Origin of the sequence: Bacillus sp. N447-1 (assembly GCF_022701035.1) — a bacterium.
GTDB classification, from domain to species: domain Bacteria; phylum Bacillota; class Bacilli; order Bacillales; family Bacillaceae_G; genus Bacillus_A; species Bacillus_A cereus.
On sequence record NZ_CP065509.1, the window covers coordinates 4,294,881 to 4,319,684 of the forward strand.

The window sequence follows — 24,804 nt, forward strand, 5'->3', positions numbered from 1 at the left end:
TACTAATAAAATGTTTTCATTCGATAGTTACGTAACGAATCTCGTATTAGGCATGGTGACACAATATCGCATACATACCATTTGAGAGAGTGGGTCTGGAAACTTGGGCTCTCGAACGGAAGAACTTTCTAGGGGCATTGGATTGGATGAGTTCGGGATATGTTCGTTTCCAACAATCCAGTTCAAATATAGCTTTCTACGAGACTATTTATTCGTCATAGTATTTCTTATGCTCTTTTTTCATTATTTCAATTAGGTCTAATCTATCATAGGCCTTAAAAAAATATATCGCTTTATCGAAACAAGCTTTGATTTCATCAAAATGAAAATGTAACCCTTCTTTACATTCACCCAAAATGTAGTAAAGTGGTCCGATTACAACGGACTTACCAGATATTTTTGCCATAGAAATAGCTTTTTCTGATATTTCTATCCCCTTCTTAAATAATCCGTTTCTTTTAAGAGCATTTGCATAATTATATAGAACAATTACCTTGAAATTTTCATCAGTGTATATAAAATTGTCCTCTATAATTTTCTCATAGTTTTTAATGGCTTGTTGGAGCATTCCAGCGCTTAAGTAAACCGTAGCAATCGAGCTCTGTACATCTAAAAATAAATTTCGGTCTGAAAAGTAAGTGTCTTTACTTTCTAGTATTTCTTGTAGCTTTGCTATACATTGTTGGTACCGTATTTTTCCTAATTTATACTCGGAAATTGCTTCCACCCATTTCAAGAAGCAAACATAGTCAACATCGGAATTGTAAGCTTTGAGCTCATTTTTGCTAATTTGGAGAGCTTCAGGATACAAACCTTGCCCGACTAAATAGCGTAATTCTTTCTTTTTATTTGTAATATGTTGAAAATTTTCAGTACGAAAGCTTTCCAGTAAGTATTCGAGGGGAACTTCCAAACGATTGGCAATTATTAATAAAGTATCGATTGACGGTAAGACTAATCCATGTTCGATTCTACTTATGAAAGATTGTCCTCCAATCCCATCCCCTAGTTCAGATTGTGATAGTCCCCTTATTTTTCTTATTCTACGAATTGCTTTTCCGTGAGAAGCAATGTTCATTTATTTCACTCTCCTATTAGAAATATGCAGAATTTGCATAAAACTGAGTTTAAGAGTGGTTTATTATAAAAATGTACTTCCGAAACCACCAACTACAGTTTGTTTTAAGTTAACAATTCATTCTCCTAGTATACTTTGCGAGCACTATAGGAGAACTGGTCATAAAAGGTAGATTATAAGAATAATAACCTTCAACTATTTCGGACGTACAAATTAACTTTGCAGGAGGAAATCGATGAAAAAGGTAGCATTAATTCTTTGTTTGGTAGCAATCTTAGGCGCTAGTAATACAATTGAAAACGAAAATCTAGCAGATATGCCCGAAATATTTGCAACTACAAAAATCGATGGATAAATAAAATAGATATTTTGTGAAAAAATAATATATTCAACCTTGAAACTGAAGATTTAAGGTTAAATATGTAGCTGAATTTGAGTTTGAATTTGTTTTTTAAAATAATAGTTTATATTAATTTATCATAATTATTAGAATAATGCAAAAAAACAAAAGGAGGTAGTTTTAAACATGATCGCGACCATAAGTAAGAATCGTACTTTTCCAACGTGGCATTTCTCTATGTTATCGGATAGGATAAGAAACAATACTATATTTGAAGGAATTTCTAGGATGGATGTGGAAGGTAAAACGGTTTTTGAAATCGGTACAGGTGCAGGGTTGATAGCTCTCCTTTTTGCAAGACAAGGAGCAAAAAAGGTAGTAACTTGTGAAGTGAATGAAGAACTAGCCGAACTAGCGCAGTATAACATAGATAAAGCAGGATTTTCTGATATTGTGACCGTTGTAAACATGAAATCATCTGAATTAATTGATAAAAAGATATTGGATTTTTCACCAGATATTATATTTACTGAAACGTTCGATTGTGGGGTTATTGGAGAAGGTTATCGTGAAATATCCAAAGATATCCAACGCATTTCAAACGATAAAACAATTGTTCTTCCAGGACTTGTTACACAATATGGATGTCTTGTAAACAGCGAAGATATGTTTGGCCTAAACAGTGTACAGGATGACATATTAGGGTTCGATTTATCGTCTATTAATCAGTATAGTTCACAATGTTACTTCCCAGTAAAAGCTAGTGTATATAACTTTGAATCCATGTCAGAAACCTTTGTATTGCGCCCATATGATTTTAAACAGGGCGATGTTAAAGTCACGCATATAGATATAAATCCAAGTGTGGATTCAGTTTGTCACGGTGTTTTATCTTACTTTGTTATGGACTTTAATGGAGTCCGTGTTTCCAATGACGTAAGTGATGTATCTCATTGGCATCAAGCTTTTCATCCTTTTGACAAACCTATTTTTCTATCTAAAAATAATAGCTACAAATTAATGGTCGATTTAAATAATAAGATAACTATTATACAAAACTAGGAGTGTTATTATGGAATATAAAAAATCTGTACTAGAACCAAAAATTACTGATAATTTTGGAGACAAAGCGCTAGCAAAGGATGCATTGTTATATTTTTGCAATTCCCCTTTGTTCTACGATAATGACAATAGATATGAAGAAAATTTCTATGGTAGACGCATAAGACCACATGTTCTAAAGCATATAAACTTTGATGAACCGTTGGAGCTTAAAGATATGCTTTCGTATTCTTCTTTTGCAGCAAATAGAGCTTTATTTTCTATGAATGATACTAGCTTTTTATACCTTCCTACTAAAGGTGATTTATGCTATACAGACTTCAACGATTTTTATGATGATAAAAGATTGGCAGCAGCTGGTGTTGCCATACCGTATCTTGAAAATTATTTATTCTCGTTTTTGAATGATGAAATTAAAGTGTCAGATAATTGGAATCTAAAATTAGTTGAAGATTATTTTAACGACTATATTAATTCTATGTATGACCAAAAGACCATGGATTCTGCGGAGAGTATTAAAAATAGTATCGATAAAAAAAATGCAGCACAAGATTGGCTACTGCAGCTAGCCCCAGACTTTTTAATAGAATCATCTCCTATGGCTAGATATTCATCAGGTAATTATGGGGAAATGGGGAGCGCATTATTTCGTATAATAATAGACGAATTAGGCTATGGAGATCACAAACAAAGACATTCTACATTATTTGAAAAAACGCTTGAGTCAGCAGGTCTAAACAATGTACCGCATTATTATTGGCAATACTATCTTAATACTAGTCTACTTTTAGCAAACTACTACAATATGATTACAAGAAATAAAAGAAATATATTTAGGTACATAGGTGCAATATTTTTGGCAGAAACGTCGTTTATAGTTAGCTGTAAGATTTGGTTAGATGCCTTAAAAGATGCACTACCAAATATGTTTGAAAATTATTTTAAGGAACATTGCCATATTGATACTCATCATAGTAAAACGGCGTTTGATGATCTTGTTAAACCAGCTATAGAAAAATACGGCACAACAGCTGCCGTTGAAATTGTAAGAGGATTTGAAGAAGCGAGATTTTTAGGCGAATTAGCAGAAAAGGACTTTGCTGATCAAATAGAATGGAAAGATAAGGCATCATACTACAAAAATGCCCATGATATCATTTTCACGAAGGTAAAAGAAGGTTGCAGTAGTGGTAAAGTTACAGTTGGACGGTTTGTTGAACCTAAGGGTGAATTATCTATAACACATACACATGATAACGACGAGCTATGTCATATCGTCTCTGGCGAAATGGAGTTTCTAAATGGATTTGGTAAATCAACTATACTCAAAGCAAACGAAGGTACTATAATCAAGGCAAATAGGTTACACGGTGCTTTAATTGTTTCTGATGAATGCGAATACGAAATATATTCGATAGGTGATTTGAACCAATGGCTGTAAAAATATTTAGAGGTAATATACAGAATTTTCATATTTCTTTTCCGGATGAAAACAAAGGAGTCTACTGTGAAATACTAGGTGATAAACCTAAGATTATTAACAATCAATGTAAACACAGAGGTGGACCAATTCATTTGTGCAAGATTGATCAAGATAACAAAAGAAGATGTATATGGCATAATTTGGTGATAAATAAACTAGAAACGTGCAACTTTGTAGGGGTTGTTTACATCAAAAGCATGAAAAAGATTACCGTTGTGGCTGATTACAATGGTAATAATTGGCCAGTTAGTTTTACAAGTTCTAATATAAATATTTAGATTTAAGTGAAATTATTGGTATCACATTAACTAATATTGTGTGTAAGAAACACTATTTGAAAATATAAATTTAAGAAAGAAGGAATGTAAAACATGAAAATCGACTCTAAACCACAATACGCACCTGGAATATCTGAGTTTATTGATAAAGTAAATTCAGTATACCCTCCAGATTCTTACAAAAAAGATGTAAGTATACAGAGAGCTCTTTACTCCGAATTGGGGGAGGCATTTCCGGTGCCTGAGGTTACAGATGTAAGCAGCAGAGACGTTATCGTCCCACACTTTAACGTAGAAAAAAAAATGCGGATATATACACCAAAGAATATTAAAAAAGATGGGATTTTGGTATACATCAGAGGGGGCGGGTTTGTATTAGGGAATTTAGAGACTCACGATAAACTTGTTGCTGAGCTCTGCAGTAATACAGGATTGGTCACAATAGCAGCAGATTTTAGAATGTCTCCAGAAAGTAAGTTCCCATCTGCATTAGAAGATTGTTATGACATTATTAACTATATATCTCTCAATAAAGAAGTGCTGAATTTAAAAGGAAATATAGTATTATGCGGCGAAAGTTCTGGGGCTAATATGATAGTTTCCCTGTGCATGTTATGTAGGGACAGAAATGGTCCTTTAATTTCAGGACAGGCACTAATAAGTCCTCTATTAGATTTTCATAGATGGAAACACGGTGGCGAGGATGCACCTTTACTTACAGGTGGAGAAATGGAATTTTATACGTCATGTTACGCAAACCAGGATGAACTGATTAACGTATTCGTTTCACCTTTAATAAACGGAAAATTTCATAACCTACCGCCTGCCTATATCATGGGAGCTGAAGTTGACTCATTATTAATAGACAGTGTGGAATACCATAACAGACTACAAGAAAATAATATACAATCCGAGCTTGTTATTGAAAAAGGACTAACGCATGCAGCGGTAAGGGCTAGAGGGGTATCGCCTGACGTTCATGACTCATGGATAAGGTTTTGTAAAAAAGCCTATGATTTAACATGTTAACTACAAATAAAGATGTAATTATAGTTGTTGATCCATATTCATCAGGAGCCTTGTACGCAGAAGCGCTAAAATCTTTTGGCCTGTGTCCTATTGCATTGATGTCTACAGTAGAACCGTTAGAAAACTATAAATCATCTTTAAAACTACATGAATTTTTTGATGTTATTGTTAATGATGGTGATATAAACAAGCTAGTAGATACTATTAAAAAATTAAATCCAAAGTGTATAATCGCAGGGGCTGAGCCTGGTGTTGAACTGGCAGAAACCTTGGCAAGTATAATAACTCCATCATTTTCAAATGATAAGCACTTAATAGAAGTAAGAAGACATAAAGGGAACATGCACAAGGCTTTAGTGTCGAATAATTTACCAACCATAAATCAGATATGTACAAATGACATCACTGAGGTTGAGAACTGGTTAGAAACAATCAAAAACAAGGATATTGTAATAAAGCCCCCTAAAAGTGCTGGTACAGATGGAGTAACGAGGGTTAAAAATGGAGATGACTGGAAAGGAGTCTTTAATGACCTTCTTGGAAAAATGAATAAATTAGATATAGTAAATGAAGAGTTAGTAGTACAAGAATACGTAGTAGGCGTCGAATACGTAGTTGATTTTTTCAGTTATGAAGGTAATCATGTAGTGTGCGATATATGTAGATATAAAAAGATTGATAATGGAAATTTAATGGCGATATATGACTATATGGAGTGGGTTTCTGCAGAAGAGATAGACTATGAAAATATAGTAGAATACGCTAAACAAGCTCTAGACGCAATTGGTATAAAATTTGGGCCATCACACCTTGAGCTTATGTTAACTGAAGACGGACCGAGATTGATTGAGGTAGGAGCAAGGCTACATGGGGGAGGTCACCCTAATTTTTGTAGAATAGCAACAGGTGATAGTCCACTAGACAAAACAGTGCGATATCTGGCAGGTTGCTATGAAGAAGTATCAAAAGACTATACGTTAAATACAAATGTAACCATTGTATTTTTAGTATGTAAGAAATCTGGATTTGTTAAAGATATTTCAGTGTTAGAAGATATAAAAAACTTACCTAGTTATCACTTTTCTTCTATGAATATACAAGAAGGGCAATATATAGAGCAAACAAAAGACTTATTTGATAGCTTCTCTATCGGATTTGTTGCACTGTGTCACAAAGACAAGGGACAAATTGAATCAGACTATATAAGTATAGTGAACGCTGTAGACAAAGCCTTAAATTAATCAAAACCACCCGTCATGAGCGGGTGGTTTTAATGATACAACAAATGATCTGCTCCAAGTGTATATTTGTGACAAGTTAAATTTAAACCTGATACTTGGCTTCATAGTTTTTTCATCTTCTCCAATCATATGAATCAGGATACATATAATTACGCAACAACTCGCCATTGTAATTTCGTTATCTTGCTATTACATTTCGAAATGCTTACAATACAGGATTTCGAGGTTTATACTGAATCTAGAGGTGATTCAAAATGAAATACAATTGGAAAATGAATCCGAACCAAACTAATCAACAACCAGACTCTGACAACCCACTTCTACCCATCCCTGTTTCTGATGAACAATGGCAGGCTGTTGTTGATAATGATGCTTCTTATGACGGACATTTTTTTTATGCAGTGAAAACAACAGGGATTTTTTGTCGCCCTTCTTGTAAATCAAGGGTACCAAAAAGAGAAAACATTGGCTTTTTTGAAAATACTAAACAAGCACTAGCCGCAAATTTTCGTCCCTGCAAACGGTGCAAGCCAACCGGGCAAAGAATGCCCGATGAAGAGTGGATTGCCTTCGTAACTGAATATGTGGATAGCCACTACGAGGAAAAATTGACGCTTGAAGTCCTTGCGCTTCTGAGTCATGGAACCCCTTATCACTTGCACAGAACTTTTAAAAAAATCAAGGGCATGACCCCAGTGGACTACATCCAACATGTTCGAATAGAGAAGGCGAGAATGTTATTGACTACTTTGGATGACCCAGTTTCTCAAGTTGGTGAGTCTGTCGGACTTTCCAATACACCATATTTTATCACGCTGTTTAAGAAGAAAACCGGACAAACGCCGGAAGCTTACCGTAGACAGCAAAAACAATACTTGAAGGAGGTGTTTTCAAATGGCATCTAAAAAAGGAAGTTCTCTCTATTGGTCCTTGTTTTCTTATGAAGACTGGAAGATGTACATTGCCGCAACAAATAATGGCCTATGTTTTGTTGGGTCGCAAAATCAGCCATTCGAAGAATTGGTGAAATGGGCAAATCATTACTTTCCTGGAAACGACCTGATTCAAGATGACGAAAAATTGCAACCCTTTGCAGATGAGTTTGTTGAATATTTTCAAGGCAAGATTAATCGGTTCACCATTCCAATCTTTTATCACGGCACACCTTTTCAGGAAGCGGTATGGAAGGCACTATGTGATATTCCGTACGGCCAAACTCGATCTTACTCGGATATTGCTCAACAAATTCAAAAACCGACTGCAGTTCGGGCCATTGGGAGGGCTATTGGAGCGAACCCAATCCTCATTACTGTTCCATGCCATCGTGTTATCGGAAAAAATGGATCGCTAACGGGCTATCGTGGCGGAATGGAAATGAAAACGCAATTGCTGGAACTTGAACGAGGCTTTACAAACAGTGGGAAGGAGTTGCAACATGTCTGACCAGCATATAGTATCTTTAGCCAAACTCAATTGGGCTGATCTACATCAAATGCTTGACACACAGGGGTACGCCAAGCTGCCGTCCCTTCTAAATGCGGAATCATGTGCATGTCTAATCCAAGACTATGAAGACGAATCCCTATATCGCAAGACCATCGACATGAAACGATATCGTTTTGGAATCGGGGAGTACAAATATTATCATACGCCTCTTCCTGATCAGTTACAACAAATCCGTGATAACTTGTACCCAGAGTTAGCCAAAGCGGCAAATCGCTGGCTGGAACAGTTAAATAAATCACCCGAATACCCAGAAACCCTGGAAATGTTTCTTGATCAATGTCACCAGGCGGGGCAGAAACGACCTACCCCGCTAATTTTGAAATACGAAGCAGGGGGCTACAATTGCCTCCATCAGGATTTGTACGGGGATATCTTCTTCCCTTTTCAAGTTGTGTTTACTCTGAACCAACAGAACGAAGACTATACAGGCGGTGAATTTTTACTCGTTGAACAACGACCACGGGCACAGAGCAGAGGTCATGTCATTACGCTTAATCGAGGTGAAGGTCTCATTTTTCCAACTCAATATCGACCGGTATTGGGTGCACGTGGATATTACAAGGTGGCTCTGCGACACGGCGTTGGTACCGTCAATTCGGGAATGCGGTATAGCCTGGGGGTTATATTTCATGATGCGAAGTAAACCCAAACTCAAATTACATCTTTATAAGCATGTAACAATCCTGAATTGCTGCTTCTTCTTCAATCCATACGCCAGATATGATTTAGTAGGTGATTGGGGATGACAATCGAATATTTATATAAAACGCCCAAAACACTGCTGAATAAGGGAACTGGTTTTTTGTCCGGTTATAGTCATTCGTTGAATCCCTATACGGGATGTGTGTTCGCCTGCTCGTATTGCTATGTGCGGCAAATGCCTGTCTCCATTTTCCGTAACTCGGAATGGGGGACATGGGTAGATATTAAAAAAGATGCTGCACTCACATTCCAAAAAGAATTGCTTAGAGCTAAGGCCAAAGGTCCAGTCACCATCTTCATGTCATCCAGTACGGACCCTTATCAACCAATCGAACACAAGGAGAAAATTACGCAGTCTTTACTGGAAATTATGGTGGATAATCCCCCGGACTTCTTGCTTGTTCAAACACGTAGCCCACTTGTCCGCAGGGATATAAAGATGCTGCAACAGTTAGGAACAAAAGTTCGGGTGAGTATGACAGTAGAGACCGATAGGGAAGATATTCGCAAGCATTTTACGCCATATGCTCCCCCTATTCCAGCAAGACTTAAAACACTCCAACTGCTTGCTGAACTCGGTATTCCTGCACAGGTTGCCATCGCACCCATATTACCAAGTAGCGAGCGGTTTGCAGAAATATTGCGCCCCTTGGTTAACCGAGTATGTATTGACGATTACTTTATGGGGGACGGCAGCGGTGGTAAACGAACAAGCAGGATGGGCTTACAAGCCTTATATAGAAGTATAAAAATGGAAGAATGGTATCATCCATCCGTCTATCAATTGGTTTATAAACGAATGCGGCAGTATTTTTCGGAAGATGAACTTTTCATTAGCCAGAAGGGTTTCGAGCCCTAACGTTATAATAGGTTTCAAATTTTTTGTGGTATAGACATTAGATAAAAAATAGGTCTTGCCTGATCTTACTTATATCGTAAACCTAGTAGTTTATAATATTAATTAATGGGGGGTTATTATGAAAGATAGCAAACGTTTTAATTTTCACAAACTTTGGCTAGGACAATCAATAAGTTTGTTAGGTACCCAGCTTACAATGGTAGCTTTACCTCTTTTTGCATTAGAGGTGCTACAAACAAGCGAGGCAAATGCTGCCATGCTTCGTGGGGTTATATTTGTACCCTACCTAATTTTCGGGTTAGTAGCCGGTGCTTTGATAGATATCTTTCATAGAAAAAATGTTTTGCTAATTTGTAGTATATGTCAAGGAGTATTATTTTTATCAGTATTCATACTGACTGTAACAAATATTTTAACGTTCCCTTTATTAGTTTTTATCATGTTTTTAAATGGAATATTTACTACATTTTATAACATTGCTGTTCCTTCTTTCTTACCGGAAATAGTAACAGATAAAGACAAGTTAAAAAAAGGAAATGCCCAACTAGCTCTTTCGGAGTCTCTTTCTGTAGTAATTGGTCCTATGCTAGCAGGAATCATCATTACTCTATTTGGATTAACAGGCTCTTTCACTATTGACGCAGTAACGTATTTTGTTTGTTTTGCATTTGTACTATTTATTTCAAAGTTTAAACCACATACAGATGGATCTTTAAAAGACGTAAATATAAAATCCATATACCAAAACATATATGAAGGCTTGGTATATTTTAAAAAACACCCTGTATTGGAACCAATTGTAACCTGTGGCGCTGTTTACGGTTTTTTTAAATACATACTAAATAGTATTTTAGTAATATTCCTGTATAAGGTAATGGGTCTATCTGAACTTGAAATAGGGTTTGTTGTAGGCTCAGCAGCAGTGGGATTTTTAATAGGCAATACGGTTCTCATGAAAAAAAGTCAACAAATTAATAATACAAAAATGCTTATTTATAGCGCTACTGTATCAGTTACTGGTTTGGCCTTTATACCGATAATGGGATATATGGGAACCGTTTACGGTATAGTAGCTGCAAGTATCATACATGGTATGGGAGAAGGTGTATTTGGCCCTTACGCTGCAACCATACGACAACTTGCCTCACCAAATCACATGCTAGGCCGAGTAAATGCTGTACAACGTACGCTGAATTGGGGGGCTTGGGCATTAGGAAGTTTTGCTAGTGCATTTTTAGTTTCTATATTTGGGCTTCAAACTACGTTATTCATAGGAGGATTCGGAACAACATTGTGTTTAGTGGCCTTGTTAAGACGTGGCGTATCAAAAGGAAATGACATTGAATATACGAGTTCATTTTAGAGGAGATGATTATGATGTATAAGGTATCAAAAGGAAATGACATTGAATATACTAAACCACACATTTTATTTATAGGGGGATGGACAAAGCCAATACAAGATGCTTTAGACAGTGGATATACTGTTTCATATATAGGATCTTACGCTAAACATATATATTTCGATGGAACTATCTTAGAAAAGTGTTACTATAAAAAAGAAATAGACACAACAAACATACCCCTGTCTGTATACTATGCTGAAGAATTATTCAAAGAGAAACCATTTGATATGGTTATATCTTTCAACGAAACAGCCTTAGATACGGCTTGCATAATCGCAAAGATTTTTAATGTTAAGGGACCTTCTTACAATGCCAATTTGATAACGCGCAATAAAGACATGATGCGTGAAATGCTAGCAGGCAAAGACTTTTCGATAGACTCGAAAGTTTGCAATACTATTGAAGACATTAATGAATTTTTGAACAAAAAAGATAGTATTATAATAAAGCCTCCGATTGGCGCAGGTGGTAAAGGAGTATCTAAGCTAGATACGGAAGATGATGTAGGGGTATTTATTAAAGATAACGGTATTCAACTACCGGTTTTAGTAGAAGAGTACGTTGAAGGTGATGTAGTTTATACGGTCGAAACCGTTTCTTATAACAAAAAACATTCTATACTAGCTATATCAGCTGAAGTATTTAAAGAAGATACGTTTATAATAAACTATACTATTATGCCAGCACCTATAGACGAATCTCAAAAACAGTTAATTATGGAGAAAGTAATGCTATTTTTGGACGACATGCAAATGGAAAACGGCATTACTCATACAGAAATAAAGATAGACAAACACAATAAACCAAGAATCATAGAGTCTCAAGTTAGAATAGGTGGCGGAAATATTTGGAAAATGGTGGAGCTAACAACGGGCATATCTCAATTTGGATACTATTTTGATACGTTAGCTACTGAGACTATAGATGAATTTAGATGTGTACCTTCAAAATGTCAAGCCATGTCTTTAAGCTTGATTCCAAAACCAGGTTGCTTAAAAGAAATCAAGTATAAAGAGTTAGCTAACATGTCCGAGGTTGTATTAATTGATCTATTAGTAAAAGAGGGCGACATCATACCAACCATTGTAGACAGTACTCAACGTAAAGGAAGTATATTATTTATGGCTAATGATATAGAACATATGTATGAAATCGCAGATAAAATATGTAACAATATAACGTTTGTTTATCAAGACTTGTCAGAATGGAAACCTTCTTTTGTCCATTGCAAGAAAACAGAATAAAAAGAAAATAAAAAACACAGGAAAAATGCTTTTTCTGTGTTTTTTTTGCAGTCATTATTTTTAATTTATTTAAAGTGTTTCCGTTTCATACTACGAATGAGAGCTTTCGTTTCTTTATCTACACGATAAGATTCTGTAATTTTTTGCAAAGCTTTATTATAAGTGAAATCATCGAGAGTATTATGTTTTAAATAGTCCAATGTTAAATCGGGGAACTTTATATAGCAGATAGACACCGCCCAAGCAATAGCCATTTTTGCGTAAAAACCATTATGTTTTGTGTTATCGAGTAGAGTTAGAACTTTACTAATATATCCATTTTCAATATAAAAGTCTAAAAGCATAACTACGCCAAATCGAACTTCATATTCATTTTTTGATGAAAGATAAGACTGTAAAAATTCCCATACAGCCTCTCTATGTTCTTTGGTAAATTTAAGTCCTATGCAGAAACTATCGCAAACTGACCAATTATCTATTTTGGGTATGAAAGAAGCTACATAAGATAATTGGTCATTAATATCCGTTTTAACATAGCCAATAACCATACCTTGTAACATAATTTCCTCAAAATATTCATCTTCGGCTGTTTTTAGATAAGTACGCCAATCATCCTTTGCAATCTTCTTTGCTATTTTACGTAATTCGGGTAGTCGAACACCCAAAACATTATCAATATTAGGTATGAGTGCTGCTGAAAATTTTTGATATTCTGGATCGATAAGTTCAAAAATTTGTGTTCTAATTGTATTTTTCATCCGTATCCTCCTGATATTTAACTATGGTAGAAAATGATATATCAATATAGGGTTCTCCATAAATAAAACGTTGCATAGGATTCCCAATTTGTCCAAGTGGTAGCATATTCTTTAATTTCTTTTTTTGTTGGTTTTGTTTCAGATCCTGTGAGTAGCTTAATTACATTATGCAAACCGACATCATCGATTGGAAAAGCAGTAGGAAACCGCAAGCATCGCATTAGAACGTAATTCGCTGTCCATGGACCAATACCACGAATACTAACTAAAAGTTTTTCAGCTTTTTTATGGTCATTAGTATGTAACAAGGATTGTTTTGTTAATTTTCCGTCTACCATAAGTTGTGCAACACCAATCAAATACTCACATTTCTTTATGGTCATTTTTAATGGAAGTAAATCTTCGACAGTCAATTTAGCAATCTTTTGTGGCAGTGGGAAAATCAAATATTTATTTCCATTCCATTCCACATGTTCACCAAAATTTTCTACTAAACGTCTTTTCAATGTATACGCATAGGTGAGGGTGATTTGCTGTCCAAGAATTCCCCAACATAAGGCTTCAAATAAATCGGGAATTCCCATATTACGTAAGCCATAGTGCTCTTTGATAGGCGTATTTAATAATTTATCTTTTTCAGCTAAAACATAAAAGGGAGATAGATTAGTGTCTAAATCAAACCATTCACGTACAAAACTAGCAACCGTCGCACGAATCCATTTTGGTTGTATAACTGTATTATTTATAAAGCGTATAACAAGATTATCTTCTTCGTCCGCGCTAATTTCAATTAATGGTTTTTCTTGTTCTATAGATAATATACGATAGATCTTATCATCTTTAATGTCATACATACATTCATTTGGAGAACGTTGTAGGTATTGTAAGTTCTCTTTGAAAGCAAATTCCTTAGGCACGAATAATTTTATCTCTTGCTCAAAATCTTGCCAAGAACCATGTGGGAGAATGGAACAACAATTTTTACAAGGGAGATAGCCAGAATGCATAACCTCTTTTCTAGATTTGAATACTGTGATATTTTGTTCTTTTTGTACATTTTCACACCATGGAAAGCAATATATTTTACTAGTTATATCACCTATAAAATATGGAGCATCCCATTCAGTATTGTTAATATACTTTTTCATCAAATTCCTCCTGTTTTTTCATACATAACTCTAATATATTTTTATCATAAATTTCTTTTATTTGATTTTGTAATCTTGCTCTTATATTCCCAAATCCGTACAAATGATGAATTCTGGGTTTATACTAGTTTTCCATGGAGGTGATTACATGAGAAAACAAAATAAGCCAACAGTTGTAAATGCAATAGACGAAATCAATTTAACTGATGAGAGATGGTGGGCTATCATACAAAATGATGCATCATACAATGGGGAATTTTATTACGAAGTAAAAACAACAAAGCTTATTTGTCTTTCATCCTGTAAGTCACGTATTCCAAATGGAGTATGTATATTGCCACTACTAAAAGAGAGTTATGTTGGCTCACTTAATGAATCTTTGTATAAGCTTACAAATTGGATTGAAACGAGACTTCTAAATGATGTTCTAATTCAAAAAGATGAAAAGTTAAAGCTATATGCCGAGGAATTAATCGAATGTCCAAAATAAAATACGTTATGGGAAAACATACTCATATACAGACATAGCAAACCGTATTAAAAAACCTTATACCGTTCGCGCTATTGGAGAAAATCCAGTACTGGTCACCATGTAGTCGGAACAAATGGTTCATTAACAAGGTATAGAGGAGGGGAACAATGAAGGAGACGCTGTTAGATCTGGAACGGAATAATAAGTAGTGGAATTTTTACGAAAAATACAAAAAACATTAAATTAGAAGAGTGGTTTGTTACATGTGCAAGAAAAAAATATATATTCTTATGGATTCAAATAGAGATATTTATACTAGTGATATACCTGGGACTCTAGGGGGATACCGCCGAGGCAAGTTATATGGAAAACTAGATTGCCCCTCAGCGTTACGTGCAATTGCGCAGGGAGGATATATAAAATACCGAGTATTTTTTTCTGATGAAAAAACAGCAATTGCAGCTGGATATCGTCCATGCGCAGTTTGTTTACCAGAAAAATATGCGCAGTGGAAAAACACTAAAAAAAAGGAATGATAAGAATGTCTAAGATAAAACGTTACTCTTTTTCTCCTTTGATTGAGAATACAGAAAAATCAATTTTAAAACAATTGAAATCTCTAATTCCACAAAAAGAAATAGAAATGGGTACGTTGATGAATTTACTTACCTCCGTCCATCCACCAATTGAATCCATTACAATTGGTCATGGGAGAGATAATGTCTCGAAAGAGATAGCCTATGCTATAGCTGAATTATGGGAAACAAAAGGAGGAAGCGAAGGAAAGGGAGGCTATGTACTAAATATAGTAGACTGGCCTGAAGAGGCTGCTTCATGGTTACGTCCAGCAATACGTTTCACAAATGGGGAACCTGATGCATGGATTGTTACAGGGACTTTGTTAGGCTGGATTCAAATGTGTCGTCGATTATATAAAGATACAAATTGGAATGCACAAAGAACCTTTAGTTTCTCATCATTAGCCACCCCTCACATGTTAAAATTTGCAGGAGAGTCAATTGATGGACTATCTATTCTTGAAGGAATGCGTGGTAGTCTACCCTACGGCGGAATGTGGTATATAGAAAATGGAAAGATTCATAAAAATTTTGAAAGTAATATCACATATAAATAAAAATGAAAAATGAAAAATCGTTATAATAAATTATTAAAATAAATAATTAATCCGTTATAATTTTAAATAATTATTAAACGTTACAATTTGTAAATAGTGGAAAAGGAAAATGTGTTGATGGTTATAAAAAAGTGCCTCCAATAGAAAAAATTTGCGAAGCACATAGTGGATGATAGGGTAAATTTACAAGACGGAATTGCAAAAATTCTATTTTCTGATGAAAAAAGAATATATCGTAACATGGAAATAGAATGGAGAATTTATAGGGTATGAAAAAAGCTTCAAAAAAGGAATTTTGCCAAATAAGACTATTTTTATAATGAAAGAAAAAGAATAAAAAATAATAAGAAAGAGATGACTTTCTGTTCAAACTTGAACGGAAAGTCATCTCTATTCGTTACACATATGTTTTTCTGTGGCCTCCAATAAGGAACTAGTTTTTTTTCTATTGTACAGACTCTTTTTCCTCAGTAACGGCATGTATTTTATTGTTCACCCATACAAATCCTATTCCGATACAAATAGAAATGCCCCAGCCTACAGCGGTCATAATCGCTCTCATTTCACCATAGCCATCTACACCAAAAACAGAGATGAAATAAATTTTTAAAAAGCTTTTTAATATAAATTGCAGCCCGAAAAATAACGTTAAATATTGCAGTGCTGGATATATACGACTATCACGATACAGTTCACGACTTTTATCGCGGTCATGGCCTTGCAGCGCTGCAATATCCGCAGCGAAATATAACATGAGTGGTTTTTTTATGAAAATTGTACAGATGACGATAATACCGAGTACGATGTGATAATATGCATCATTCCACAACATTCGTTCAGCTGAACCAGATAATAAATCTACCGTTGTATTAGAAATGAGTGTAATTAAAATAAAGAACCCTGTCACGTTAAACTGTTTTTCTTTTTTAAAGGTATACAGTGTATAAATAATCCCCGGAACAGAGGAAAGTAACATCGCGTAATAAGGATCGATATAAGGTTTTGCAAATTTCCAAATGAGGAATGGGATTACGAGATAAAAGACAAGATCTAATATAGCTTTTTTATTTTGATTCATACAAAGCCTCCTTAAGTCATACATATATTTTATAATATAATTTCTGAAAATTGTATAAGGTTTAATGGGAAAAGAAAAATATATCAATTTTCGAGGGTAGTAGATTGAAAAAATTGCCCTAGCGTAGTAAGTTTTTTAGTATATAATAAAGGAAACGCTTTCATTTTTAATTTGTTCACAAATGGACGGAAAATCACATATTTACTATCGATATGTTGCTTTATAATGAAACTAATTAAATATACATGCATACAATATTGTGAAATAAATAACATAAATAATCTATATAAATGTAAACGTTATCAAAAGAGAGAGGTGGAGACAATGAGTAAATTTTTCTTCAATCATAATCCAGCAACAGTAGAGGATGGAAGGCTTGTTAAATATGCTGAAATTATTTATGGAGAAGGTGGCCGTTCTGTATTAGAAAATTTAATGGTGAAGGCATCTATCAGATTGCGTGATCGTTATCCGAATAAATCTGACGAGCAGATCTCGAACCTAGTAAATAAAGGCATCCATGATATGTTTCAAAAATATGTGAGCGAGTAAGAGTGGCCAATGGCTGCTCTTATTTTTTTGTATAAGGATTGTAACTCTAGCTGAAAATAAACATGTATTCTGAAAAACGTAAAAAGGAGTGGGAAAGATGAGCAATGGAATTGGACGTTCGAAAGAAAATCTTCCAACTGATGCAAATCATGTGAGCGCGAAGGATCGTGCGTATCAAAAACGCATGGCAAAGCAAAAACAACAAGAGCGTAATGAGGATAGAGAGTAACTCGAAATAAAGCTCCTTCTAAAGCAGAAGGAGCTTTATTTTGATAGAAAATGATTCGCGGTAACATAAAAGAGTCCACCGTTAATAATTTGCACTGTAATACGTGGTTCATACTGTTCTTGCAGAGCTTGTTTTTCAATTTCATAGCTCTCAGGAAGTTCGTCACTTTCTTCATAAAAACGGTTTAAAAGGTCTAAATCATGATTCCAACGCACTCTTGCTTCTTTTGCCCACGTATGGTCATCTTCTGCAATTATATTTTTTAAAGCGTCTTCTATGCGTTGTAAACCACTTTGAGGTTTAATGATGGGCGAGAGCGTAAAACAAAAATCAGGTATTTTTGGTGTAAGTTTAATGTTTGTTAATGTTTCATGAAAGTTTGCCATCATTGTTCCAGAAATGAGATGAATACCAATCGAGTGAAGGATGTCTTTTTTTCGATCACATTGATAGGAAACTTTTATATTAATACCGAGCCAAGGGTGGAGCGGTGTATGTGTTGCTCCATTATGTCTTACATCCTCATATAAACGTATGTATGAGCCTAATTCTTTTGTCGTTTGGAAAATTTGATGTAGACGTGGTGAACCATAGTGAATAAGCTCACCATCATTTTCTTCATTTTCTGGATTTGTAATAAGAGTAAGGCGCATCGGATTCGGTACGCCTCCTGTTTTCTCAAGATAGTGCCAATAAAAAGGGCGATTCATTAATAATTTATCCATCTCAATTGTTAACTGTACATCTAATAAATGAGGAGAACGTTCTAAAATTTCACAGTTATTCGCCTCAAAGAAATTGTATAAGTAATTATGAATTTCATGTTGCTGCATAGCCTTGCACCTCAGCTTCATTTCGTTTCGCAAAGTCGATTATAGATGTTAAGTTTTCCATCTTAATTCTAATTTCACCTTCGCTTTTTGATTGCGCGAAAATTTCTTGAATGTGCGCGTCGATGTTTTTCATATTAATTCTCGTTAAAATTTCATCGAGTTCACCGATAACACGCTCGAATAAGTTGATTTTTTCATATAACAGTTTCAGAATATGTTCTTCAACAGTATGCTTTGTAGCTAAGTTATAAATATGAACATCATTCTTTTGACCGAGACGGTGAATACGTCCGATTCTCTGCTCAAGACGCATTGGATTCCATGGCAAATCATAATTGATCATATGGCTACAAAACTGTAAGTTAATGCCTTCTCCGCCAGCTTCCGTTGCAATTAACACTTGGGCACGATTTTGGAAAAGTTCCTTCATCCAATCTTTCTTCCCGCGTTTAAATCCGCCGCGGAATGGGACAGAAGAAATACCGTGTTGTTGTAAAAACCATTGTAAGTACATCTGTGATGCTCGGTATTCCGTGAAAATGACGACTTTATCGTCAATTTCTTTTATAAGCTCTAGAGCTTTAGTTGCTTTCGAGTTGAAAGGAATATGATTAATTTTGTCCATTAGCACATCGATATGTGGATCTTTTATATAATGTTCGTTTTCTTTCTGTCTTTTTTCTACATGCTTTTTCAATGAATAGTAAACAGCCTCACGACTACTACACGCTTCCCGTTTTAACGTTAACGATGAGAAAGCAGATGTGAAGGCGTCTTGTCCTCGCCAATTTTCGATATCATTATATAGAGCTTGTTCTTGTTCATTAAACTCAACAAAAATTGTACGTACATGTCTCTTCGGCCAATCGATACCGGTATTATGTCGTCTATTTCGCACCATTACTTTATTAATGAGAGCTTTTAAGTCTTCATCTGATTCGGCTGAACGATTTTTGGAAGCGTAATATTCTTCAAAGTTGGATTGATTGCCTAAATGTCCTGGTTTTAATAAAGAAACAAGGTTAAAAATTTCATCAATCTTATTTTGAACAGGAGTAGCGGTTAGTAATAAACAAAACTTCTTTTTTAATCGTTGTGCAAATTCATAGTTTTTTGTTTTATTATTTTTCAGTTTATGTGCTTCATCGATAATAATAAGGTCATATTCTAAGTTCAACACGATATCGCGATGTGGTGAACGTTTCGCAGTATCAATTGATGATACGATTACGTCAGCTTGTTCCCACGAGTAGCTTTTCTTTTGTGCTACAGCGGGAATGAAAAACTTTGTATTCAGCTCGTATGCCCATTGTGATACGAGAGAAGCTGGGACAAGTATAAGTACCTTTTTCACAAGCCCGCGGACCATGTATTCTTTCAAAATAAGTCCAGCTTCGATTGTTTTTCCAAGACCTACTTCATCTGCTAGAATCGCTTTACCATTCATTTGTTCAATTACATTTTGAGCGACTTCTAATTGATGCGGAAGCGGTGTGAAATGGGATAAATGTTTCGGTGCTTGTAGTCCATCAAAAGTAGGAACAAGTAACGATTTTTCTGTTTCATAAGCTAAGTGATATAAATCCCAGTTTGTCCAAGGACCATCTTCATCAATTCTATTTAAAAAATTGTTTTGCCATGTCCGATCTACGGAAATATCGACATTCATTACAACTCTCCCACCTTTTATAAACTAAAGTAATTATTTTTTAATGTATGATGATTTACCTTAAAAGAAGGCATAATTATCGTTATTAAAGGCTATATGATAGACAATAATAAAGTATTAAATCTCAAAAGCTGTATTTATTGTGTTTTAACATAAAAAATTCTAAATTATTTTTATGCTAGAATATTGATGAAATATAGCGAATGATGTTAGGATAATGGTGTGAAATGTGTGGAATCTTTCGTATTTTATCCAAGAAAGTGATTTTTTATTTACGCTTTCATAAAAAAATATAATGAGATTCCGTATATCCTATCTTTTCAGAATGAAAATGTTTAGAAAAGGGAAGCAACTTTTATTGATTTGTCAAAGCATAAGGGGGAGAGAGCATGATTACATTACAACGTACACCGTTATTTGATGTATACGCGAAGTATGGTGGGAAAACAATCGACTTCGGTGGTTGGGAATTACCAGTTCAATTTTCAAGCATTAAAGAAGAACACGAAGCTGTACGTACAGCTGCAGGTTTGTTCGATGTGTCTCATATGGGAGAAGTTGAAGTAAAAGGTGTAGATAGTTTAGCATTTTTACAACGTGTTGTTACAAATGACGTATCTACCTTAAAGGTAGGGGGCGCACAATATACAGCTATGTGCTACGAAAATGGTGGTACAGTAGATGATTTATTAATCTACAAACGTGGTGAAGAAGACTATTTATTAGTAATCAATGCATCAAATATCGAGAAAGATTACGAATGGTTAGCAAGTCATGTAATTGGCGATGCGACAGTAGTCAATGTTTCTAGTGAAGTTGCACAGCTTGCAATTCAAGGACCAAAAGCAGAAGGCATTTTACAAAAAGTTGTGTCAGAAGATTTGAAAGAAATTAAGTTCTTTAAATTTAAAAACGATATTCTTGTAGATGGAATTCCAGCACTTGTATCTCGTACAGGTTACACAGGTGAAGATGGATTCGAAATTTACTGTAAGAGTGAAGATGCTGCAAAACTTTGGGAGAAACTTCTTGAAGTTGGAGCAGAAGAGGGCTTAAAAGCATGTGGTTTAGGTGCTCGTGATACACTTCGATTCGAAGCAACATTACCACTTTATGGACAAGAATTATCAAAAGATATTACACCGATTGAGGCTGGAATTGGCTTTGCGGTAAAAACAAATAAAGAAGCAGACTTCTTTGGAAAAGCAACGTTAAAAGAGCAAAAAGAAAACGGTGCGCCTCGTAAATTAGTCGGCATCGAAGTAATCGAACGTGGAATTCCTCGTACGCATTACCCTGTATTTATTGGTGAAGAAAAAATTGGGGAAGTAACAAGTGGTACACAATCTCCAACGTTAAAGAAAAGCATTGGTTTAGCACTAATTGATGTAAAATACGCAGCAGTTGATACAGAAGTAGAAATTGAAATTCGTAATAAACGCGTCAAAGCAGTAGTTGTTCCAACACCATTTTACAAACGTTCAAAGTAACGGGGAGAGGGGTAGATTTCATGTTGCATCGTTATCTTCCAATGACAGAAGAAGACAAAAAAGAAATGTTACAAACGATCGGCGTTCAAACGATCGATGAATTATTCTCTGATATTCCAGAGAGTGTTCGTTTTAAAGGGGATTTAAAAATTAAAGAAGCAAAATCAGAGCCAGAGCTTTTAAAAGAGCTATCTCAAATGGCTAATAAAAATGCTAACTTAAAAGAATACGCTTCTTTCTTAGGAGCAGGCGTATACGATCATTATGCTCCAGTAATTGTAGATCATGTTATTTCTCGCTCAGAATTTTATACAGCTTATACACCATACCAACCGGAAATTTCACAAGGGGAATTACAAGCAATCTTTGAATTCCAAACAATGATTTGTGAATTAACAGGAATGGATGTAGCAAACTCTTCTATGTATGACGGGGGTACAGCTTTAGCTGAAGCGGCAATGTTAGCAGCTGGCCATACTCGCAAAAAGAAAATTCTTGTATCTAGCGCGGTTCATCCAGAATCAAGAGCAGTACTTGAAACGTATGCAAAAGGTCAAAATCTTGAAGTTGTTGAAATTAATCATAAAGATGGTGTAACAGATTTAGACGTATTACAAAGTGAAGTAGATGATACAGTTGCTTGTGTAATCGTTCAATATCCAAACTTCTTCGGACAAGTTGAAAAATTAGCTGATATTGAAAAAATCGTTCATCAAAAAAAATCATTATTTATCGTTTCTTCAAATCCATTATCATTAGGCGCATTAACACCACCAGGGAAATTTGGTGCTGATATTGTAATCGGTGATGCACAACCATTCGGTATTCCAACGCAGTTTGGTGGACCGCACTGTGGTTACTTTGCAACAACGAAAGCATTTATGCGTAAAATTCCAGGACGTCTTGTTGGACAAACTGTAGATTCAGATGGTAAACGTGGATTTGTATTAACGTTACAAGCACGTGAACAGCATATTCGTCGTGATAAAGCGACATCTAACATTTGTTCAAACCAAGCGTTAAATGCATTAGCAGCTTCTGTTGCAATGACGGCACTTGGCAAACAAGGTGTGAAAGAAATGGCACGTCAAAACATTTCTAAAGCACAGTATGCAAAACGTCAATTTGAAGCGAAAGGCTTCACAGTAACATTTGCTGGACCATTCTTCAATGAGTTTGTTGTAGATTGCAAACGTCCAGTGAAAGAAGTAAACGATGCATTATTACAAAAGAATATTATCGGTGGTTACGATCTAGGCCGTGATTATAAAGAGCATGAAAACCATATGCTTGTAGCAGTAACTGAGCTTCGTACAAAAGAGGAAATTGACACACTTGTAAACGAAATGGGGGCTATCCAATGAAGAACCAAGACCAAGCACTTATCTTTGAAGTGAGTAAAGAAGGACGCATAGGATATAGCTTACCCAAATTAGATGTAGAAGAAGTGAAACTAGAAGATGTGTTTGAGAGCGATTATATTCGAGTAGAAGATGCAGAGCTACCAGAAGTATCTGAACTTGATATTATGCGTCACTATACAGCACTTTCAAACCGTAACCACGGTGTTGATTCTGGATTCTATCCACTTGGATCTTGTACGATGAAATATAATCCGAAAATTAATGAGAGTGTAGCTCGTTTCGCAGGATTTGCAAATATTCATCCACTGCAAGATGAAAAGACAGTACAAGGTGCAATGGAATTAATGTACGACTTACAAGAGCATTTAATTGAAATTACAGGTATGGATACTGTTACTTTACAACCAGCAGCTGGTGCACACGGAGAATGGACAGGTTTAATGTTAATTCGTGCATACCATGAAGCGAATGGTGACTTTAACCGTACGAAAGTAATTGTACCTGACTCTGCTCACGGAACGAACCCAGCATCTGCAACTGTAGCTGGTTTTGAAACAATTACAGTAAAATCAAATGAAAATGGCCTTGTTGACTTAGAAGACTTAAAACGTGTTGTAAACGAAGAAACAGCAGCACTTATGTTAACAAATCCTAATACATTAGGTCTATTCGAAGAAAATATTTTAGAAATGGCAGAAATCGTCCATAATGCAGGCGGTAAATTATACTATGATGGTGCAAACTTAAATGCGGTATTAAGCCAAGCACGCCCAGGAGATATGGGATTTGACGTTGTGCATTTAAACCTTCATAAAACATTTACAGGTCCTCACGGCGGTGGTGGCCCAGGTTCTGGTCCAGTAGGTGTGAAAGCTGATTTAATTCCGTACTTACCAAAACCGATTTTAGAGAAAACGGAAAGTGGTTATCACTTCAACTACGACCGTCCAGAAGCAATTGGTCGTGTGAAACCATTCTATGGTAACTTCGGAATTAACGTTCGTGCATACACGTATATTCGCTCTATGGGTCCAGATGGTTTGCGTGCAGTAACGGAGTATGCTGTATTAAATGCGAACTATATGATGAGAAGATTAGCGCCATTCTATGATCTTCCATTCGATAGACATTGTAAGCATGAATTTGTATTATCGGGTCGTCGTCAAAAGAAACTTGGTGTACGTACATTAGATATTGCAAAACGTCTGCTTGATTTTGGTTACCATCCACCAACAATTTACTTCCCATTAAATGTGGAAGAATGTATTATGATTGAGCCGACAGAAACAGAATCAAAAGAAACATTAGATGGTTTCATTGATAAGATGATTCAAATCGCTAAAGAAGTAGAAGAAAATCCAGAAGTTGTACAAGAAGCACCGCATACGACAGTCATTAAACGTTTAGACGAAACGATGGCTGCACGTAAACCAGTTTTACGTTATGCAAAGCCAGCTCCTGTACAAGTTTGATTAGAATAACAAAAGAAGAACTCGCTGAGGCGGGTTCTTTTTTGTATGGAGAATTTGTCCCGCATTAACGGACAGTAAACTCCCAACTCAAAACTTAGCTGGTGCAAAGAAGCCAGGTGGGAGATAAACTGTCCGTAAATGCCCGATTGGTTCAACTAATAATCAGTGGGGATGAACAAAAATCCCCACTGATTAAAGTTTCACTTTATGCAGAAATAGTGAAGAAAATGTTAAAAAATTATATTTTTTGTTTCCTAATGGTGTAAAGGTGTAGTTTTATAGGTAGTTTTGTTGAAAAAGTCGGTTTGATAAAAGTATTTATTTTTGTTAGAATTTTATTGAAATTAAGAAGATGTGATGAGGCAAAGATTACTCAT

The 24,804-nt window shown here is 35.4% G+C and carries 26 protein-coding genes and 1 pseudogene; 20 read left to right on the forward strand and 7 right to left on the reverse strand.

Annotation, left to right across the window (positions count from 1 at the left end; translation table 11 throughout):
• Window positions 1-208: 208 nt before the first annotated feature.
• Window positions 209-1,078 carry a helix-turn-helix domain-containing protein gene (locus IQ781_RS21850; protein WP_001017515.1) on the reverse strand — a complete coding sequence of 290 codons (870 nt, stop codon included), beginning with the start codon at window positions 1,076-1,078 and terminating at the stop codon, window positions 209-211.
• Between the two features lie 526 nt (window positions 1,079-1,604).
• Between IQ781_RS21850 and IQ781_RS21855 the strand changes: the two genes are divergently transcribed.
• The 11 genes from IQ781_RS21855 to IQ781_RS21905 all read left to right on the forward strand — a co-directional run bounded on the left by IQ781_RS21855 (window position 1,605) and on the right by IQ781_RS21905 (window position 12,227).
• Window positions 1,605-2,480 (forward strand): 50S ribosomal protein L11 methyltransferase, encoded by an 876-nt coding sequence (locus IQ781_RS21855; RefSeq protein WP_139846696.1) that lies wholly within the window; start codon window positions 1,605-1,607, stop codon window positions 2,478-2,480.
• 10 nt (window positions 2,481-2,490) lie between these two features.
• Entirely contained in the window at window positions 2,491-3,921 is a 1,431-nt protein-coding gene (locus IQ781_RS21860; RefSeq protein ID WP_000455863.1) for an iron-containing redox enzyme family protein, read from the forward strand.
• Entirely contained in the window at window positions 3,912-4,241 is a 330-nt protein-coding gene (locus IQ781_RS21865) for a Rieske 2Fe-2S domain-containing protein (protein WP_000268745.1), read from the forward strand. The genes IQ781_RS21860 and IQ781_RS21865 overlap by 10 nt, the downstream gene beginning before the upstream one ends.
• A gap of 93 nt (window positions 4,242-4,334) precedes the next feature.
• Complete coding sequence (locus tag IQ781_RS21870) at window positions 4,335-5,270, forward strand: alpha/beta hydrolase (RefSeq protein WP_000687286.1); 936 nt, start codon at window positions 4,335-4,337, stop codon at window positions 5,268-5,270.
• The gene (locus IQ781_RS21875; RefSeq protein ID WP_000958346.1) at window positions 5,264-6,511 is read left to right on the forward strand and encodes an ATP-grasp domain-containing protein; all 1,248 of its coding nucleotides are present in this window, start codon (window positions 5,264-5,266) and stop codon (window positions 6,509-6,511) included. Before IQ781_RS21870 ends, IQ781_RS21875 begins: the two co-directional genes overlap by 7 nt.
• A gap of 254 nt (window positions 6,512-6,765) precedes the next feature.
• Window positions 6,766-7,416: a bifunctional transcriptional activator/DNA repair enzyme AdaA gene (locus tag IQ781_RS21880; RefSeq protein ID WP_077393172.1), complete on the forward strand. Its 651-nt coding sequence runs from the start codon at window positions 6,766-6,768 to the stop codon at window positions 7,414-7,416.
• Entirely contained in the window at window positions 7,406-7,954 is a 549-nt protein-coding gene (locus tag IQ781_RS21885; RefSeq protein WP_000157105.1) for a methylated-DNA--[protein]-cysteine S-methyltransferase, read from the forward strand. Before IQ781_RS21880 ends, IQ781_RS21885 begins: the two co-directional genes overlap by 11 nt.
• Entirely contained in the window at window positions 7,947-8,660 is a 714-nt protein-coding gene (locus IQ781_RS21890; protein ID WP_016125806.1) for a 2OG-Fe(II) oxygenase, read from the forward strand. Before IQ781_RS21885 ends, IQ781_RS21890 begins: the two co-directional genes overlap by 8 nt.
• Before the next feature lie 99 nt (window positions 8,661-8,759).
• Window positions 8,760-9,578: an SPL family radical SAM protein gene (locus tag IQ781_RS21895; RefSeq protein WP_000151596.1), complete on the forward strand. Its 819-nt coding sequence runs from the start codon at window positions 8,760-8,762 to the stop codon at window positions 9,576-9,578.
• A gap of 118 nt (window positions 9,579-9,696) precedes the next feature.
• Window positions 9,697-10,941, forward strand: coding sequence for an MFS transporter (locus IQ781_RS21900; protein ID WP_000655288.1), 1,245 nt, complete (start codon window positions 9,697-9,699; stop codon window positions 10,939-10,941).
• A gap of 14 nt (window positions 10,942-10,955) precedes the next feature.
• Entirely contained in the window at window positions 10,956-12,227 is a 1,272-nt protein-coding gene (locus IQ781_RS21905; protein WP_139846697.1) for an ATP-grasp domain-containing protein, read from the forward strand.
• A 65-nt stretch (window positions 12,228-12,292) separates the two neighbouring features.
• Here the strand turns inward: IQ781_RS21905 and IQ781_RS21910 are convergent, their stop codons facing one another.
• Complete coding sequence (locus IQ781_RS21910; protein WP_017560045.1) at window positions 12,293-12,985, reverse strand: DNA alkylation repair protein; 693 nt, start codon at window positions 12,983-12,985, stop codon at window positions 12,293-12,295.
• A 41-nt stretch (window positions 12,986-13,026) separates the two neighbouring features.
• Window positions 13,027-14,133 (reverse strand): DNA glycosylase, encoded by a 1,107-nt coding sequence (locus IQ781_RS21915; protein WP_074047969.1) that lies wholly within the window; start codon window positions 14,131-14,133, stop codon window positions 13,027-13,029.
• 148 nt (window positions 14,134-14,281) lie between these two features.
• On the opposite strand from IQ781_RS21915, the gene IQ781_RS21920 reads away from it, so the two are divergent.
• From IQ781_RS21920 to IQ781_RS21935, 4 genes are all read left to right on the forward strand, one after another.
• Window positions 14,282-14,623, forward strand: a complete 342-nt coding sequence (locus IQ781_RS21920; protein WP_139846698.1) for an Ada metal-binding domain-containing protein — start codon at window positions 14,282-14,284, stop codon at window positions 14,621-14,623.
• A gap of 34 nt (window positions 14,624-14,657) precedes the next feature.
• Window positions 14,658-14,729, forward strand: coding sequence for a hypothetical protein (locus IQ781_RS21925; protein ID WP_227077850.1), 72 nt, complete (start codon window positions 14,658-14,660; stop codon window positions 14,727-14,729).
• Between the two features lie 139 nt (window positions 14,730-14,868).
• Entirely contained in the window at window positions 14,869-15,141 is a 273-nt protein-coding gene (locus IQ781_RS21930; RefSeq protein ID WP_000335142.1) for an Ada metal-binding domain-containing protein, read from the forward strand.
• 5 nt (window positions 15,142-15,146) lie between these two features.
• Window positions 15,147-15,740 (forward strand): hypothetical protein, encoded by a 594-nt coding sequence (locus IQ781_RS21935; protein ID WP_000034918.1) that lies wholly within the window; start codon window positions 15,147-15,149, stop codon window positions 15,738-15,740.
• 445 nt (window positions 15,741-16,185) lie between these two features.
• Here the strand turns inward: IQ781_RS21935 and IQ781_RS21940 are convergent, their stop codons facing one another.
• Together IQ781_RS21940 and IQ781_RS21945 are read right to left on the reverse strand one after the other, a co-directional pair.
• The gene (locus tag IQ781_RS21940) at window positions 16,186-16,818 is read right to left on the reverse strand and encodes a VC0807 family protein (RefSeq protein WP_001073110.1); all 633 of its coding nucleotides are present in this window, start codon (window positions 16,816-16,818) and stop codon (window positions 16,186-16,188) included.
• 135 nt (window positions 16,819-16,953) lie between these two features.
• Window positions 16,954-17,069: pseudogene (locus tag IQ781_RS21945) on the reverse strand (GTP pyrophosphokinase).
• Window positions 17,070-17,142: 73 nt separating this feature from the next.
• On the opposite strand from IQ781_RS21945, the gene IQ781_RS21950 reads away from it, so the two are divergent.
• The gene (locus tag IQ781_RS21950; protein WP_000032702.1) at window positions 17,143-17,370 is read left to right on the forward strand and encodes a hypothetical protein; all 228 of its coding nucleotides are present in this window, start codon (window positions 17,143-17,145) and stop codon (window positions 17,368-17,370) included.
• A 97-nt stretch (window positions 17,371-17,467) separates the two neighbouring features.
• Window positions 17,468-17,599, forward strand: a complete 132-nt coding sequence (locus IQ781_RS28195; protein ID WP_000064668.1) for a hypothetical protein — start codon at window positions 17,468-17,470, stop codon at window positions 17,597-17,599.
• A gap of 35 nt (window positions 17,600-17,634) precedes the next feature.
• Here the strand turns inward: IQ781_RS28195 and IQ781_RS21955 are convergent, their stop codons facing one another.
• The gene (locus IQ781_RS21955; RefSeq protein ID WP_001183964.1) at window positions 17,635-18,432 is read right to left on the reverse strand and encodes a YqhG family protein; all 798 of its coding nucleotides are present in this window, start codon (window positions 18,430-18,432) and stop codon (window positions 17,635-17,637) included.
• Window positions 18,419-20,101, reverse strand: a complete 1,683-nt coding sequence (locus tag IQ781_RS21960) for a DEAD/DEAH box helicase (RefSeq protein WP_001100040.1) — start codon at window positions 20,099-20,101, stop codon at window positions 18,419-18,421. The genes IQ781_RS21955 and IQ781_RS21960 overlap by 14 nt, the downstream gene beginning before the upstream one ends.
• A gap of 389 nt (window positions 20,102-20,490) precedes the next feature.
• On the opposite strand from IQ781_RS21960, the gene gcvT reads away from it, so the two are divergent.
• Genes gcvT through gcvPB form a run of 3 tightly spaced genes read left to right on the forward strand, consistent with a single transcriptional unit; the run spans window position 20,491 to window position 24,427 of the window.
• Window positions 20,491-21,591, forward strand: coding sequence for a glycine cleavage system aminomethyltransferase GcvT (gene gcvT / locus IQ781_RS21965; RefSeq protein ID WP_000631769.1), 1,101 nt, complete (start codon window positions 20,491-20,493; stop codon window positions 21,589-21,591).
• A gap of 20 nt (window positions 21,592-21,611) precedes the next feature.
• On the forward strand, window positions 21,612-22,955 hold the full coding sequence (gene gcvPA / locus IQ781_RS21970; RefSeq protein ID WP_139846699.1) for an aminomethyl-transferring glycine dehydrogenase subunit 1: 1,344 nt from the start codon (window positions 21,612-21,614) through the stop codon (window positions 22,953-22,955).
• Window positions 22,952-24,427: an aminomethyl-transferring glycine dehydrogenase subunit 2 gene (gene gcvPB / locus IQ781_RS21975; RefSeq protein WP_000795703.1), complete on the forward strand. Its 1,476-nt coding sequence runs from the start codon at window positions 22,952-22,954 to the stop codon at window positions 24,425-24,427. The genes gcvPA and gcvPB overlap by 4 nt, the downstream gene beginning before the upstream one ends.
• Window positions 24,428-24,804 lie beyond the last annotated feature (377 nt).